This is a genomic window from Arthrobacter sp. U41 (assembly GCF_001750145.1).
In the GTDB taxonomy this organism is placed as follows: domain Bacteria; phylum Actinomycetota; class Actinomycetes; order Actinomycetales; family Micrococcaceae; genus Arthrobacter.
In genome coordinates, this window is sequence record NZ_CP015732.1 from 1,769,251 (window position 1) to 1,782,897 (window position 13,647).

Sequence of the window (13,647 nt, forward strand, 5' to 3'; positions counted from 1 at the left end):
CCCCGGTGGCTACGGTAGAGACGTGCCGCGTGAGCCGGAAGTTGAGGATATGGGCGGGGCCGGCGATGCCGACGCCCGCGTTCTCCGTCATGCCGCGGAACTGAAGAGATTCTCCCGCCGGGGTTTCCTGGCCGGGACGGGTGCCGCCTCTGTGCTGGCGGCCGACATGCTGTTCACCCGGCGCGTGCAGGCCGAACGCCGCGTCCACAGGATCCTCCCGGTGCCGGACGAGACGGCCGAGAAGTACTTCCCCAACGCCAGCTGGTTCCTCTTTCCCGGCTATAAGACCAGCTGGGAGGAGGCCCTGTGGATCCTGAACGCGCTTCGCGGTGCGCTGAACAAGCGCGGCCAGCTCGCCGCCGTCGGGTACTCCAATGTGGGCATCGACATCGATGAGATCGTGATCGCGGTGGTCGAGCACGCGCGGGCCCATCAACTGAACACGTTCTATTTCTACGGCCACAGCTTCGGCGGCATGGTGGCGACCCAGGTCGCGGCCCGGCTCCGGGAGCTCCACGGCATTGAGGTGGCCTTTATCCTGCTGGATTCCAGCCCGTACAGCAAGTACGACGTGCTGGACCAGAGCTGGTTCGAGGGAGTGGTGATCCTCTACGAGAGCGGCTTCCGGGTCCCCTCGGTGCTGCGCGGCGGCTACGAACTGGGCGAGCGGATGCTGCACAAGGACGAGCGCAGCTGGGGACAGGTCCTGGACCAGACGCTGGAACAGCTCTCGCCGATCGCGCCCTCCAGCGTGCTCGTCCAGTCCGAGTCCGCCTTCATCTACCACTTCGACGCAAGCCGCTTCGCGGGAAAGCTCGGCGGGACGCGGATGGCCTTTATCGGCAACCCCCGCGACCGGACCGTGGACTACGAGAGCGCCCGGGACTCCTGGGCCTTGACCTTCAAGGACAACATGGCCTCCGGCTCACTGCGGACCGACGGCGCCCGGCCGGCGCACGCCAGCCCGGGCTGGAGCCCGTTCATCTACCGGCCGGTCATCGAGGAACTGCAGGACGAACTTTTCCCGCTGCCCTCCGGCGGAGGCAAGAAGATCGCCTTCTAGCGCCGAGTCCTAGATCTGGTTCTTCAGGTCCGCGACGGAGTTCAGGATCTGGTCGGGCCGGAACGGGTACGCGGCGATGTCGTCCTTGTGGGTGATGCCGCTGAGCACCAGCACCGTGTGCAGCCCCGCCTCCATGCCGGCGATGATGTCGGTGTCCATCCGGTCACCGATCATGGCGGTGGTTTCCGAATGCGCGTCGATCTGGTTCATGGCCGAGCGGAACATCATCGGGTTCGGCTTGCCCACAATGTACGGCTCCCGGCCGGTCGCCTTGGTGATGAGCGCCGCGATAGCCCCGGTGGCAGGCATCGGGCCGTCCTTGGACGGGCCGGTGGCGTCCGGGTTGGTCGCGATGAACCGCGCGCCGCCCAGAATCAGCCGGATGGCCATTGTGATGGCTTCAAAGGAGTAGGTTCGGGTTTCGCCGAGCACCACGAAGTCCGGGTCCTGGTCGGTGAGGATAAAACCGGCCTCGTGCAGCGCCGTCGTAAGGCCCGCCTCGCCGATCGTGTAGGCGCGGTTGCCCGAATCCGAGCCGTGGACCTGGTCCTTGAGGAACTGGGCGGTGGCCAGGGCCGAGGTCCAGATGTTCTCCTCGGGGATTTCCAGCCCCGAGCTCTTCAGCCGTGCGGCGAGGTCCCGGGGAGTGAAGATGGAGTTGTTGGTCAGGACGAGGAAGCGCTTGGAGGTGTCCACCCAGCGCTGGATGAGTTCAGCGGCGCCCGGGATGGGCTGGTTTTCGTGGACCAGGACCCCGTCCATGTCGGTCAGCCAGCACTCGATCTCCTGGCCGCTGCGGTACACCGATTTTGATGAACGCACCTGGTCCGGGTTGTCCCTGTGCTCTGACTGCTGCTCCGCCATGGTGTCCTCCGCCGATAATGTGCCGATGCCAGTCCCAGTCTAATGTTGAGGCGTGACTGAACCCGAGATACCCAGCGAAACCCCTTCCGGCGCCTTGACCGCGACAGAGGGCGGGGAGGCCGCCGGGGCAGTGGACGGGACCGCGGCCGAGGCAGAGCCCAAGGCGGAGGTCGGCGTCGGGCCCTGGGAAGGCGAACTGCCGGAGGATGACCACTGGGACCCGGACCTTCTGGCGGACGGGGACCGCCGCAACGTGCTGGACAAGTACCGCTACTGGAAACACGAGGCGATCGTGGCGGACCTGGACTCGAGGCGCCACAATTTCCATATCGCGATCGAAAACTGGCAGCACGACATGAACATCGGCACCGTGGTGCGCAGCGCCAACGCCTTCCTGGCCAAGGAAGTGCACATCATCGGACGACGCCGGTGGAACCGCCGCGGGGCCATGGTCACCGACCGGTACCAGCACATCCGCCACCACCCGACCGTCGCGGACTTCGTCAGCTGGGCGCAGGGGGAGGGCCTGGCGATCATCGGCATCGACATCTTCCCGGACTCCGTCCCGCTGGAGACCTACGAACTGCCCAAAAACTGTGTGCTGGTGTTCGGCCAGGAAGGCCCGGGACTGTCCCCCGAGGTCCACGAAGCGGCAGTGGACACCTTGTCGATCGAGCAGTTCGGTTCCACCCGCTCGATCAACGCCGCCTCGGCCGCAGCCATCGCGATGCACGCCTGGATCCGCCGCCACGTCTTCAACCAGCTCCCGGGGTAGGTCAGCCGCGGCGCCGCGCCTCCGCCGCGCATCCGAGGCGGCGATGCCGGCGCGAGTATTACAGGTCCCGAGTGACCGGAGACACTGCCCGGCGCAGGAATGGCTAGGATGGTTCCTAGCCGACGAGGTTCACTCCAGGGTCAACCCAGCCCGCAGACGAAATTCACTTTAGGAGTCAGCATGCCCATTGCAACCCCAGAGATCTACTCCGAGATGATCGACCGCGCTAAGACGGGCGGCTTCGCATTCCCGGCCGTCAACGTCACCTCCTCCCAGACCCTTAACGCAGCCCTCCGCGGCTTCGCCGAGGCCGAGTCCGACGGCATCGTCCAGGTCTCCACCGGCGGCGCCGCGTACTGGTCCGGAGCCTCCACCAAGGACATGGTTGCCGGCTCGCTCGGCTTCGCCGCGTTTGCCCGCGAAGTCGCCAAGAACTACGGCGTCAACATCGCCCTGCACACCGACCACTGCCCCAAGGACAAGCTCGAGGGCTTCGTGCTGCCGCTGCTGGCAGCCTCCGAAGCCGAGGTCAAGGCCGGCCGCAACCCGCTCTTCAGCTCCCACATGTGGGACGGCTCGGCCGAGACGCTCCCGGAGAACCTCCGCATCGCCCGGGAACTGCTGGAGCGCACCGCTGCCGCGAAGATGATCCTCGAGGTCGAGATCGGCACCGTCGGCGGCGAGGAAGACGGCGTCGAGAACGCCATCAACGACAAGCTGTACACGACCGTTGAGGACGCCCTGGCCACCATCGAGGCTCTCGGCTCGGGTGAGAACGGCCGCTACATCACGGCGCTGACCTTCGGCAACGTGCACGGCGTCTACAAGCCCGGCGGCGTCAAGCTGCGCCCGGAGATTCTCAAGGACATCCAGGAGCAGGTCGGTGCCAAGATCGGCAAGGCCAACCCGTTCGACCTGGTCTTCCACGGCGGTTCGGGCTCCTCCGAAAAGGAGATCGCCGACGCCGTCTCCTACGGCGTGATCAAAATGAACATCGACACCGACACCCAGTACGCGTACACCCGCCCCGTCGCGGACCACATGTTCCGCAACTACGACGGCGTCCTGAAGGTCGATGGCGAGGTCGGGAACAAGAAGCTGTACGATCCCCGGGTCTGGGGCGCCTCCGCCGAAGCGGGCCTCGCGGCACGCGTCGTCGAGGCTGCCCAGCAGCTCGGCTCGACCGGCAAGACGTTCTAAGGCATGTCGGACGAATTCCGCAAGAACCTGATGGGTCCTGAGCCCACGCTCCTGCCCGCCGAGACCGAGGTCTACGCGGCGCTGGATGCGGGCCAGGAAGCCCTGGACCTGGTGGAAAGCCACCCGACTTCCTCGCTGCTCTGGGCCGTTCTGGCCGAGGAAGCGTGGAAGGAAGGCCGGACCATCGACTCCTACGCTTACTCCCGCGTCGGCTATCACCGCGGCCTGGATTCGCTGCGCCGCAACGGCTGGCGGGGCGTCGGGCCCATCCCGTGGGAGCACGAACCCAACCGCGGCTTCCTGCGTGCCCTGTATTCACTGGGCCGCGCCTCCGCGGCGATCGTCGAGGCTGCGGAGCCGGAGCGGATCGAGAAGTTCCTTCATGACTCCGATCCCACCGCCAAGGCAGCCATCGAAGCCGAGAAGCGCTAACCAGCCACCACCAACATGCAACGCGGGGTCACTTCCGGCCCATTCCAACCCTTGGGACGGGCCGGAAGTGACCCCGCGTTGGGTTTAAACGGCGACGGCGGACGTCCACCGGAAGGTGGGCGTCCGCCGTCGTGTAACGGTGGCGGAACTAGCTGGTCTTGGCGAGGCCGGTGCGGGCCATGGCGTCCGCGTAAACGGTGCCCATTTCGTCGAGGTACTGCTCCTGGCGGGCAGGCGTGCCGGCGAAGGCGCGGCCGCTGAGCGAGCGGACCTTGTAGGTCTTGAGGCCGCGGCGCCAGATCATGGGCACCTCGGTCTTCAGGAGCAGGTTGGCGAGGCGGTTGGCCTCGGTGCCGTGGGCCACAATCACGGAGGCGCGGGGCACCACGGCGAGGAACTTCAGCAGCGGCTTCAGGCCGGCGGAAATCTGGTCCGGCGTGAACTTGCCGTTGGGCTCGCCCGGGACGTACCAGGGGTGAACGTTCCACGGCATTACGTACTCGGGGCGCAGGCCCAGCTTCCACTGGACGCCGAGCAGGCGGGTGGCGGCTTCCTCGTCACCGGCAGTGATGAAACCCGACTCGTCCTCGGTTCCGATGTTGGAGAAGAGGCTGATGATGCGGCACTCGTCCACGTCGTGCATCGGATCCACATACGGGACATTCATGCCAGCTTTGGTTGCCTGCAGCGTGTCGCACAACTCGTTGACGGCCGCGACGCTAGGTTCGTAGCGGCGGCTCAGAAGCTGTTCGCGGGAATTTTCAGTGGCCAAGGCTGTCATATATTGCTGAGTCTCCTGCGGGATTGGTGAAGCTGCCAGACCGTCCGGGGGCACGCCGAATACGGTGTGGTTTGAAAATGTGGTGTGGACCGATTCCTGGTCGATCCTTATTAGTCTATCAAGCCCTGCGAAATGCCGGGTCGGCCGGAGGCCTCCTACCAGAGCCGCGCGGTGGCGCGGCGGGCGCCTTCACCCAGGGATTCCAGCTTGGCAAAGGCGATTTGGGGGTGCACCCGGCCGCCGAGACCGCAGTCTGTGGAGGCAATCACATTTTCCCGGCCCACCAATTGGGCGAAGCGTACGATCCGGTCAGCGACCAGGTCCGGGTGCTCGACGACGTTGGTGGCGTGGGAGACGACGCCGGGGATGATGACTTTTCCGTCCGGGAGCTTAGTGTCCTCCCAGACGCGCCATTCATGCTCGTGGCGGACGTTGGCGGCCTCGAACGAGTAGCCGCCCGCGTTGACCTGCAGGACGGAGTCGATGATGTCCGCGAAGGGGATGTCCGTGGTGTGCGGGCCGTGCCAGGAGCCCCAGCAGACGTGCAGCCGGATCTGTTCCTGGGGGAGGTCGCGCAGGGCCCAGTTTGTGGCCTCGACCCTGAGCTGGATGAACTTGAGGTAGTCGGCCAGGCTCGGTTCCGGGTTGATCTGGTCCCAGCTTTCGGCCAGCGAGGGGTCGTCGAGCTGGACCGTGAGCCCGGCGTCGATGATGGCCTTGTATTCCTCGCGCATGGCGTCGGCGCAGGCGTAGAGGAGCTCCTCGTCCGTCTTGTAGTACTCGTTGGCGACGCGGGCGCAGGAGCCGGGGGACAGGGAGGCCACGAAGCCCTCGGACAGCCCGGCGGCGGCCATCCCGGTCTTGAGGTTGGCGATGTCCGAGCCGACGAGCGCCTGACCGGTGTAGTGCAGCGGGCCCGCGATCTTCGGCTGCGTGACGCTCTTGCGGTGCGCCAGGATCCCGGAGGACGGATCGTTGTAGGCATCGTTGAACTTCTGCCGGTCGCGCCGGTCCGGGAAGGAGGTCAGCACGATGTTCCCGGGGCTTGAGCGGTGCACCGCGGCGTCCGCCCAGCGGTCCACGTCCGTGGGCACGAGCCCGCCGAGCCGGCTGAACGAGTAGTTCCACCAGGCTCCGTAGTCCACCGAGCTGGACATGGTGTGCCCGTATTCGCCGTCGTTGGCGATCTCGATGCCGAGGTCTTTCTGGCGCTGCACGATCTCCACCACGGAGGTTTCCAGCAGGTCCAGGAACTCGGGGGTGATGCCGTCCGCTTCCTTGGCCTCGTTCGCGGCGATGAGCTCGGGGGTGCGGGGCAGCGAACCGGCGTGGGTGGCGCGGATATGGTCGGTGTTCTGGAGCATGGGGTGCTTCCTTTCCATCGGTCCTGGCGGTAGCACCTTTGCCGTCACAGGGCAGTGTCCGGCAGGGTTGCTGCGGCGTCAACGGTTCAGGTCCCTCGGCCGCTCGGGATGGTCAACTCTTACTTAATTCCACCAAGAGACCCCGCGCAAGCCCTGACGCCGATGTTCCCGCAGGCTGGACACCGGTCGCCGGCGCAGCCTGCGGGAAGTCCACCGGGAAGTCCATTGGATGGTCAAATGAGTCGCCGCCACCGCTATCGGCTAAACTTGGGTGGTAAGAGCCCCGGACTCTGGCGTTGATGGTAAGAGCACAGCGGTAGATTCGGGGCATTCTCATGAACGGCGCTGAGCTCCGGTGAACACCCTGGTGAACCACACGGAATTCGGCCCGAACGAATGGGGGAGGATCCCATGCCAGCAATCGTGATCGTCGGAGCCCAATGGGGCGACGAAGGCAAAGGTAAAGCCACTGACCTGCTTGGTGGCCGCGTCGACTACGTCGTCAAGCCCAACGGCGGCAACAATGCCGGGCACACCGTCGTCGTAGGCGGTGAGAAGTATGAGCTCAAGCTCCTTCCGGCCGGCATCCTGAGCCCCAACGCGGTTCCGATTATCGGCAACGGCTGCGTGGTGAACCTCGAGGCGCTGTTCCAGGAGATCGACGGCCTGGAAGCGCGCGGCGCGGACACCTCCAAGCTGCGGGTCTCCGCCAACGCCCACCTCGTGGCGCCCTACCACCAGGTCCTGGACAAGGTCACCGAGCGGTTCCTCGGCAGCCGCGCCATCGGCACCACCGGACGCGGCATCGGCCCGGCCTACATGGACAAGGTGGCCCGCCTCGGCATCCGCGTCCAGGACGTCTTTGACGCCTCCATCCTGCGCCAGAAGGTCGAAGGCTCGCTGCGCCAGAAGAACGAACTCCTGGTCAAGGTCTACAACCGCCGCGACATCGAGGTGGATGAGATCGTGGAGTACTTCCTGTCCTTCGCCGAGCGCCTCCGCCCGCTGGTCATCGACAGCACCTATGTCCTGAACACCGCGCTGGACGAGGGCAAGGTGGTCCTCATGGAGGGCGGCCAGGCCACGTTCCTGGACGTCGACCACGGCACCTACCCCTTCGTGACCTCCTCGAACCCGACCGCCGGCGGCGCCTCCGTGGGCTCGGGCATCGGCCCCACCCGCATCTCGCGCTCCATCGGCATCATCAAGGCGTACACCACCCGCGTGGGCGCAGGTCCTTTCCCCACGGAACTGTTCGACGACATGGGTATGTACCTGCAGAAGACCGGCGGCGAGTTCGGCGTCAACACCGGCCGGCCCCGCCGCTGCGGCTGGTACGACGCCGTGCTGGCGCGGCACGCCTCCCGCGTCAACGGCTTCACGGACTACTTCGTCACCAAGCTGGACGTGCTCACGGGCATCGAGCAGATCCCGGTCTGCGTGGCCTATGACGTCGACGGCGTCCGGCACGACGAAATGCCGATGACCCAGACCGAATTCCACCACGCCAAGCCCATCTTCGAGTACTTCGAAGGCTGGACCGAGGACATCACCGGCGCCCGCACCCTGGACGACCTTCCGGAGAACGCCAAGAACTACGTGCTGGCACTTGAGAAGCTCTCCGGCACGCGCTTCTCGGCGATCGGCGTCGGCCCGGACCGCGACCAGACGATCGTGATCAACGACCTGATCAACGACTGAACCACCAACTGCTGACGCACGACGGCGGCGGGTCACCTGCAAAGGTGGCCCGCCGCCGTTCTCGTTATGGGCTGTTTCGGCCCCCGCGCAGAGCCGGACCAGCCGGGGAAAAGAAACTTCCGCCCGATGCGTAACCTTTCGGGGCACCCCAGCGATTACTCCTTTGTAAGCGCCGCCGGAGGATGGACCCCCACCAGAACCCGGCCGGCCTTCCACTGCAAGTGCAGGCCGGCGCCGCGCCCCCCATGCGGCGCCGACCAGCCTTCCACCGAAAGCGCGGGCTGGTGACAGCCCCGACAGGGCCTCAGCCGGCCTTCACACAAAAACAAAGGATGTACCTTACCTATGAAGAGTGTTAGCACGACCACCAAGATTGCCGTCAGCGCCGCGATTCTCGCCGTCGGAGGATTCTCTGGCATCGGCCTGGCCAACGCGGCCCAGGTTTCGAACACCCAGCAGGCTGAAGTAACCCCCGCCGTCCCGGCAACCCCTGCGGTTCCGGCGACCCCCGAGCTTCCCGCCGAGCCGGCCGTTCCGGCCGTCCCCGCCGTTCCGGCTGCTCCGTCCGTTGACGGCTCCGCCGAGGGCGACGCCAGCGTTGAGGGCACCGAAGGGTCCGCCGAGGGCTCCCTCGAAGCTGATCAGGACGGCGTCTCCGCCGATGGTGCCGCCAACGCCAAGGGCGCTGCCGAGGCCATGGCCCACGCCGACGTGACCGTCGCCGTCCCGGCAGTACCGGGTGCCAAGGGCGAGCCGGCCACCCCGGCCGTGCCGGCCATCCCGGCCCTGCCGTCGGACGAGCTGCCTGAGCTCAACAAGTAGGCATCAACCGCCTCCTTGGAGGCACCCGGGGTGCGGCCGCTAGACTTGCCAGGGCCGCACCCCAGCAGTAACCGGAAGGACAGCCTCTTGGCAGAACAGCTAAGCGATGACGAATTGTCAGCAGCCTTGGCTGGCGAGCCCTCAGGATTTAGCGCTGTCTACACGGTCATTTCGCCCGCGGTGCTCGGATACTTCCGGGCCCGCGGGGTGGAAGACGCCGAGGCACTCACCCAGGACGTCTTTGTCGATATCCTGCCGAAACTGGCCAAGGTCACCGGGGGCCACAGCGGCTTGCGGACCTTCATCTTCTCCGTCGCCCACGCACGGCTGGTCGATCACCGCCGTCGGGCCGAACGCACGCCGTACCTGGCCGAATACGATCCCCGGGATGACACACGGTACGCCCCTTCCGCCGAGGACGAGCTCCTGGGCTCGCTGGGCGGCATCGCGGATTCTCTTGCCCGGCTCAACGAGGAGCAACGGGAAGTGCTGGTCCTGCGGATCGTCGCGGACCTCTCCATCGATCAGGTGGCCGGCATCATGGACAAGTCACCGGGTGCGATCAAGCAGCTTCAACGACGCGGGCTCAGCGCCCTGCGCGAACTCGTCACCGAAAAGGACCACGCAGCATCATGACCGGAACCCGCGAACCCCAGCAGGATGGCAGCATCCAGGCGATGCTCCGTGATTCCGGCCTCGAATCAGCCTCAGAGCTCCGCAGTTCGCTGGAGGAGCTCCGTGCCCTGGTCCCGGAGCGGGCCCCCGCGCCCCGCGCCGACCTCGCGGCGCTGCTGGCAGCCGGCAGCGCCGCTGCCGCTGACGGTTCTGCCGCTGACAGGTTTGCCGCCGCAGGGACTGCCGCGCTGGCGTCGGTGCCGGCTGCGCCGGATTCCGCCGAATCCCTGCCGGCCGGGGTCACGAGCCTGGCCGAGCGCCGGGGCAGCAAGCGCAGGCTGGCAATCGTCGGCGGCGCCGTGGTCGGTGCAATGACTCTCGGCACCGGCGCCGTGGCGGCCTCCAGCGAGGACTTCCGCGACAGCGTCAGCCACTCAGTGGGCATCATCTTCCAGCCGTCCGGCGGGACCGCCGGTTCAGCTCCACAGCCTGCCCGCCCGTCACCGTCGGACGTCCCGGCTCCCGCGCCGTCGAACGCAGCGGGCGCCGTCGCACCGCCGGTGGTTGATGCTCCGGAGGCGCCCGGATCAACGGCAGTTCCGGTGACGCCGGTTGCGCCTGGCCCTCCGCCTGCTGTCGGCCGCGGCGGAGTCCTGCCGTCGCCGCCCCACCGCCCGGTCGTACCGGGGACACCCGCGCTCCCCGGCGCCGGCGAGGACCACGACCTTCCCGCGGTGCCGGCTCTTCCCGGAGTCCTCCCCACGCTCCCCGTCCAGCCCTAGCGCACCCCATCCAGCCCTGGTCCGTCCAGTTCGCGGGTGACGTTCAGGCTCGCCGTTTCGTTACGGCGAGCGTGAACCTCACCCGCGAGTTCGGCATCCGGACCTGCGGGAGGCGCTGCGTCCGGGCCTGCGAGTTCGGCATCCGGACCTGCGGGAGGCGCTAGGCCAGGACCTGCCGCTTCGAGGAGATGACCCCCGTGTCGAAGCCGGCCAGGTGCAAGCCGCCGTGGAAACGGGCATGCTCAATCTTCACGCAGCGGTCCATCACGACGTCGAGTCCGGCAGCTTCGGCTTCCTTCGCCACATCCTCGTGCCACGAGCCCAACTGAAGCCACAGCGTCTTGGCACCGGCCGCGATGGCCTCGTCCAGGACACCCGGCAGGTCGTCGTGCCTGCGGAACACGTCCACGATGTCCGGGCTCTCCGGCAGGTCCGCCAGCGAGGCGTACGTCGGTTCGCCCAGGATCTCCTTCACCACAGGGTTCACGAAATACACCTTGTAGCGCGTGGAGGACTGCAGGTACGTCGCCACAAAGTAGCTTGCCCGGGACGGCTTGTCCGAGGCGCCAACGATCGCGATCGACTTCGCCTGCCGCAGCAGGTTCAGCCGCTCCGGAGCGGAGGGCCCGGTCCAGGTACGGGTTTCTTCGCCGCTCATGAGAGTGCTCCAATCGTGCAGGTGTCGGCCGGAAGTTCGTCGGGATGTGCCGCTTCCGCGGATACACTTTCGGCCGTCCCGGTTGTTGCGGCGTCCAGGGCCTGGTCCAGGTCCCAGAGGATGTCCTCGATATCTTCCAGCCCGATCGAGATCCGGACCAGGTCCTCGGGGATTCCGGCGGACTCGAGCTGTTCCGGGCTGAGCTGCTGGTGGGTCGTGGAACCCGGGTGGATCACGAGGGTCCGTGAGTCGCCGACGTTGGCCAGGTGCGAGGCCAGCTGCAGGGACTCAATGAACTTTTGCCCGGCCGCGCGGCCTCCCTTCACGCCGAAGGAGAACACCGAGCCCGGTCCGAGCGGCAGGTACTTTTTGGCCCGCTCGAAGTGCGGGTGCGAGGGCAGCCCGGAGAAGTTCACGTAGGCCACACGCTCATCGGCCTCAAGCCATTCCGCCACGGCCTGGGCGTTCTTGAGGTGCTCGTCCAGGCGCTGCGGGAGGGTCTCGACGCCCTGCAGGAGCTGGAACGCTGACATCGGCGACAACGCGGGTCCGATGTCACGCAGCTGCTCGCAGCGCAGCTTGGTCAGGAACCCGTATTCACCGAAGTTCCCCCACCAGGAGACGTTCCCGTAGGAGGCCACCGGCTCGGTCATCGTGGGGAACTTGCCGTTGCCCCAGTCGAAGCGGCCGCTCTCGACGATCACGCCGCCCAGCGTGGTGCCGTGCCCGCCGAGGAACTTGGTGGCCGAGTGGATCACGATGTCGGCCCCGTGTTCGATCGGCCGCACGAGGTACGGCGTGCTCAAGGTGGCGTCGACGACGAGGGGGATGCCGGCGTCGTGCGCCACCTTTGCCAGCCCCTCCAGGTCCTGGACTTCCGAGGACGGGTTGGCGACCACCTCAACGAAGATCGCCTTGGTGTTTTCCCGGACCGCAGCGGCGTAGTCAGCCGGGTCGGTGCCGGGAACGAAGGTGGTGTCCACTCCGAAGCGGCGCAGCGTGACGTCCAGCTGGGTGACAGTGCCGCCGTAGAGCTGGGAGGCCGCGACGATGTGGTCGCCGGACTGGGTGAGCGCGGCGAAGGTGATGAACTCCGCGGCCATGCCCGAGGACGTGGCGACCGCCCCGATGCCGCCCTCCAGGGACGCGATGCGTTCCTCGAACGCGGCGACCGTGGGGTTGCCGATCCGGGAGTAGATGTTGCCGTACTTCTGCAGCGCAAATAGGTTGGCGGCGTCCTGGGTGTCCTTGAACACGAAGGACGTGGTCTGGTAGATCGGCACGGCGCGGGCGCCGTGCTCGGCGTCGGGTGTGCCGCCGGCGTGCAGGGCGCGGGTGCGGAATCCGAATTTGCGGTCAGCCATTACGCGTTCACCAGCCCGGCGGTTGAGCTGGCCGAAGCGACCGGGGTGCCGGACAGGTCCAGTTCCGTGCCGTTCCTGCGGGCGAGGTCGGCTTCGAGTTCGCGGACGATCGGGAGGATGTCCGCACCGAACGCCGCGACTTCCTCCTGGAAGTGCAGGTAGCCGGTGAGGAACAGGTTCACGCCGATCTTCTTGTACTCCACGATCCGTTCGGCGATCTGCTCGGGGGTGCCGATCAGCTGGGTCTTGAAGCCGTCGTTGTACTGGACCAGGTCCTCGAAGCTCGAGTCGGCCCACATGCCCTTGCCGTCCTTTGTGGAGGCACCGGCCTCCTGGACCGCGGCGCGGAAACCCTCGACGGCGGGCTTGTGCGCCTTCGCCACGATCTCGCGGAGGGTGTCCCGGGCCTCCTTCTCGGAATCGCGGGCGATCACGAAACCGTTCAGGCCAAACCTCGGAGAGGATAAAGCGGCGGGGAGTGCCCCGCCGGTCCCGCGGCTGGTCTCGCCGGCCGCGGCGACGACGCCGGCGATGTTCTCCTTGAAGCCCTCCAGGTCCTTGCCGTTGGAGAAGTACCAGTCCGCCACCCGGCCGGCCGTGGCCTGCGCCGCCGTGGAGTTTCCGCCGAAGAAGATCTCCGGGTGCGCCCGGCCCGGCACGTCCACCGGGGCAGGGTTCAGGGTGAAGTTGTTGATGTTGTAGTACTTGCCGGACTGGCTGTACTCCTGCTCGGTCCACAGCCCGCGGAGGACCTTGATGAACTCCTCGGTGCGGACGTAGCGTTCGTCGTGTTCAAGCCATTCGAGGCCGAAGTTTTCGAACTCCGCCTTGAGCCAGCCGGAGACGATGTTCACGGCGGCGCGGCCGTTGGAGATGTGGTCGGCGGTGATGATGAACTTCGCCAGCACGCCGGGGTGCCACATGCCCGGATGGACGGCGGAGATCACCTTGAGCCGCTCGGTGGCGGCCAGCAGCGCCAGGCTGAACGAGGTGGCCTCGTGCTGCTTGTCCGCGCCGTAGGAGGCGGCGTAGCGGGTCTGGGTCAGGGCGTACTCGAAGCCGGAGTTCTCCGCGATCCGGGCGAGTTTCTTGTTGTAGTCGAAGTCCCAGCCGGTGCGCTGTTCGATCGTGGAGACCACGAGGCCGCCGGAGACGTTGGGAACCCAGTAGGCGAACTTGAGCGGTTCGGAAAGACGGGCGACGTTGCTGATGTCAGTCATGGGAGG

14 protein-coding genes and 1 riboswitch are annotated in these 13,647 nt (G+C 66.8%); of the genes, 8 read left to right on the top strand and 6 right to left on the bottom strand.

The window, feature by feature from the left end:
* The first annotated feature begins 22 nt into the window (after positions 1 to 22).
* Positions 23 to 1,063 (top strand): thioesterase domain-containing protein, encoded by a 1,041-nt coding sequence (locus ASPU41_RS08250; RefSeq protein ID WP_442856238.1) that lies wholly within the window; start codon positions 23 to 25, stop codon positions 1,061 to 1,063.
* 9 nt (positions 1,064 to 1,072) lie between these two features.
* Here the strand turns inward: ASPU41_RS08250 and ASPU41_RS08255 are convergent, their stop codons facing one another.
* Positions 1,073 to 1,927, bottom strand: a complete 855-nt coding sequence (locus ASPU41_RS08255) for an HAD-IIA family hydrolase (protein WP_069950517.1) — start codon at positions 1,925 to 1,927, stop codon at positions 1,073 to 1,075.
* Positions 1,928 to 2,057: 130 nt separating this feature from the next.
* Here ASPU41_RS08255 and ASPU41_RS08260 point away from each other — a divergent pair, with 130 nt between their 5' ends.
* The 3 genes from ASPU41_RS08260 (at position 2,058) to ASPU41_RS08270 (ending at position 4,334) form a co-directional block, all read left to right on the top strand.
* Positions 2,058 to 2,702, top strand: a complete 645-nt coding sequence (locus tag ASPU41_RS08260; protein ID WP_069952568.1) for a TrmH family RNA methyltransferase — start codon at positions 2,058 to 2,060, stop codon at positions 2,700 to 2,702.
* A 180-nt stretch (positions 2,703 to 2,882) separates the two neighbouring features.
* Complete coding sequence (fbaA, locus tag ASPU41_RS08265) at positions 2,883 to 3,902, top strand: class II fructose-bisphosphate aldolase (protein WP_069950518.1); 1,020 nt, start codon at positions 2,883 to 2,885, stop codon at positions 3,900 to 3,902.
* Positions 3,903 to 3,905: 3 nt separating this feature from the next.
* Positions 3,906 to 4,334 (top strand): DUF3151 domain-containing protein, encoded by a 429-nt coding sequence (locus ASPU41_RS08270; protein WP_069950519.1) that lies wholly within the window; start codon positions 3,906 to 3,908, stop codon positions 4,332 to 4,334.
* 148 nt (positions 4,335 to 4,482) lie between these two features.
* Here ASPU41_RS08270 and ASPU41_RS08275 read toward each other — a convergent pair whose 3' ends face one another.
* Together ASPU41_RS08275 and ASPU41_RS08280 are read right to left on the bottom strand one after the other, a co-directional pair.
* Positions 4,483 to 5,115: a uracil-DNA glycosylase gene (locus ASPU41_RS08275; protein WP_069950520.1), complete on the bottom strand. Its 633-nt coding sequence runs from the start codon at positions 5,113 to 5,115 to the stop codon at positions 4,483 to 4,485.
* A 155-nt stretch (positions 5,116 to 5,270) separates the two neighbouring features.
* Complete coding sequence (locus ASPU41_RS08280) at positions 5,271 to 6,479, bottom strand: cobalamin-independent methionine synthase II family protein (RefSeq protein ID WP_069950521.1); 1,209 nt, start codon at positions 6,477 to 6,479, stop codon at positions 5,271 to 5,273.
* Between the two features lie 11 nt (positions 6,480 to 6,490).
* A riboswitch (SAM riboswitch) is annotated at positions 6,491 to 6,594 on the bottom strand.
* Positions 6,595 to 6,890: 296 nt separating this feature from the next.
* Here ASPU41_RS08280 and ASPU41_RS08285 point away from each other — a divergent pair.
* The 4 genes from ASPU41_RS08285 (at position 6,891) to ASPU41_RS08300 (ending at position 10,399) form a co-directional block, all read left to right on the top strand.
* Positions 6,891 to 8,180 (top strand): adenylosuccinate synthase, encoded by a 1,290-nt coding sequence (locus ASPU41_RS08285; RefSeq protein ID WP_069952569.1) that lies wholly within the window; start codon positions 6,891 to 6,893, stop codon positions 8,178 to 8,180.
* A 345-nt stretch (positions 8,181 to 8,525) separates the two neighbouring features.
* The gene (locus ASPU41_RS22610; protein WP_069950522.1) at positions 8,526 to 9,002 is read left to right on the top strand and encodes a hypothetical protein; all 477 of its coding nucleotides are present in this window, start codon (positions 8,526 to 8,528) and stop codon (positions 9,000 to 9,002) included.
* 87 nt (positions 9,003 to 9,089) lie between these two features.
* Positions 9,090 to 9,638, top strand: coding sequence for an RNA polymerase sigma factor (locus tag ASPU41_RS08295; RefSeq protein WP_069950523.1), 549 nt, complete (start codon positions 9,090 to 9,092; stop codon positions 9,636 to 9,638).
* Positions 9,635 to 10,399 (top strand): hypothetical protein, encoded by a 765-nt coding sequence (locus ASPU41_RS08300; RefSeq protein ID WP_069950524.1) that lies wholly within the window; start codon positions 9,635 to 9,637, stop codon positions 10,397 to 10,399. Before ASPU41_RS08295 ends, ASPU41_RS08300 begins: the two co-directional genes overlap by 4 nt.
* 160 nt (positions 10,400 to 10,559) lie before the next feature.
* Here ASPU41_RS08300 and ASPU41_RS08305 read toward each other — a convergent pair whose 3' ends face one another.
* From ASPU41_RS08305 to sfnG, 3 genes are read right to left on the bottom strand one after another with little or no spacing between them, the layout of a single operon-like run.
* Complete coding sequence (locus ASPU41_RS08305; RefSeq protein WP_069950525.1) at positions 10,560 to 11,057, bottom strand: CoA-binding protein; 498 nt, start codon at positions 11,055 to 11,057, stop codon at positions 10,560 to 10,562.
* Entirely contained in the window at positions 11,054 to 12,421 is a 1,368-nt protein-coding gene (locus ASPU41_RS08310) for an O-acetylhomoserine aminocarboxypropyltransferase/cysteine synthase family protein (protein ID WP_069950526.1), read from the bottom strand. The genes ASPU41_RS08305 and ASPU41_RS08310 overlap by 4 nt, the downstream gene beginning before the upstream one ends.
* The gene (sfnG, locus tag ASPU41_RS08315) at positions 12,421 to 13,641 is read right to left on the bottom strand and encodes a dimethylsulfone monooxygenase SfnG (protein WP_069950527.1); all 1,221 of its coding nucleotides are present in this window, start codon (positions 13,639 to 13,641) and stop codon (positions 12,421 to 12,423) included. The genes ASPU41_RS08310 and sfnG overlap by 1 nt, the downstream gene beginning before the upstream one ends.
* Positions 13,642 to 13,647 lie beyond the last annotated feature (6 nt).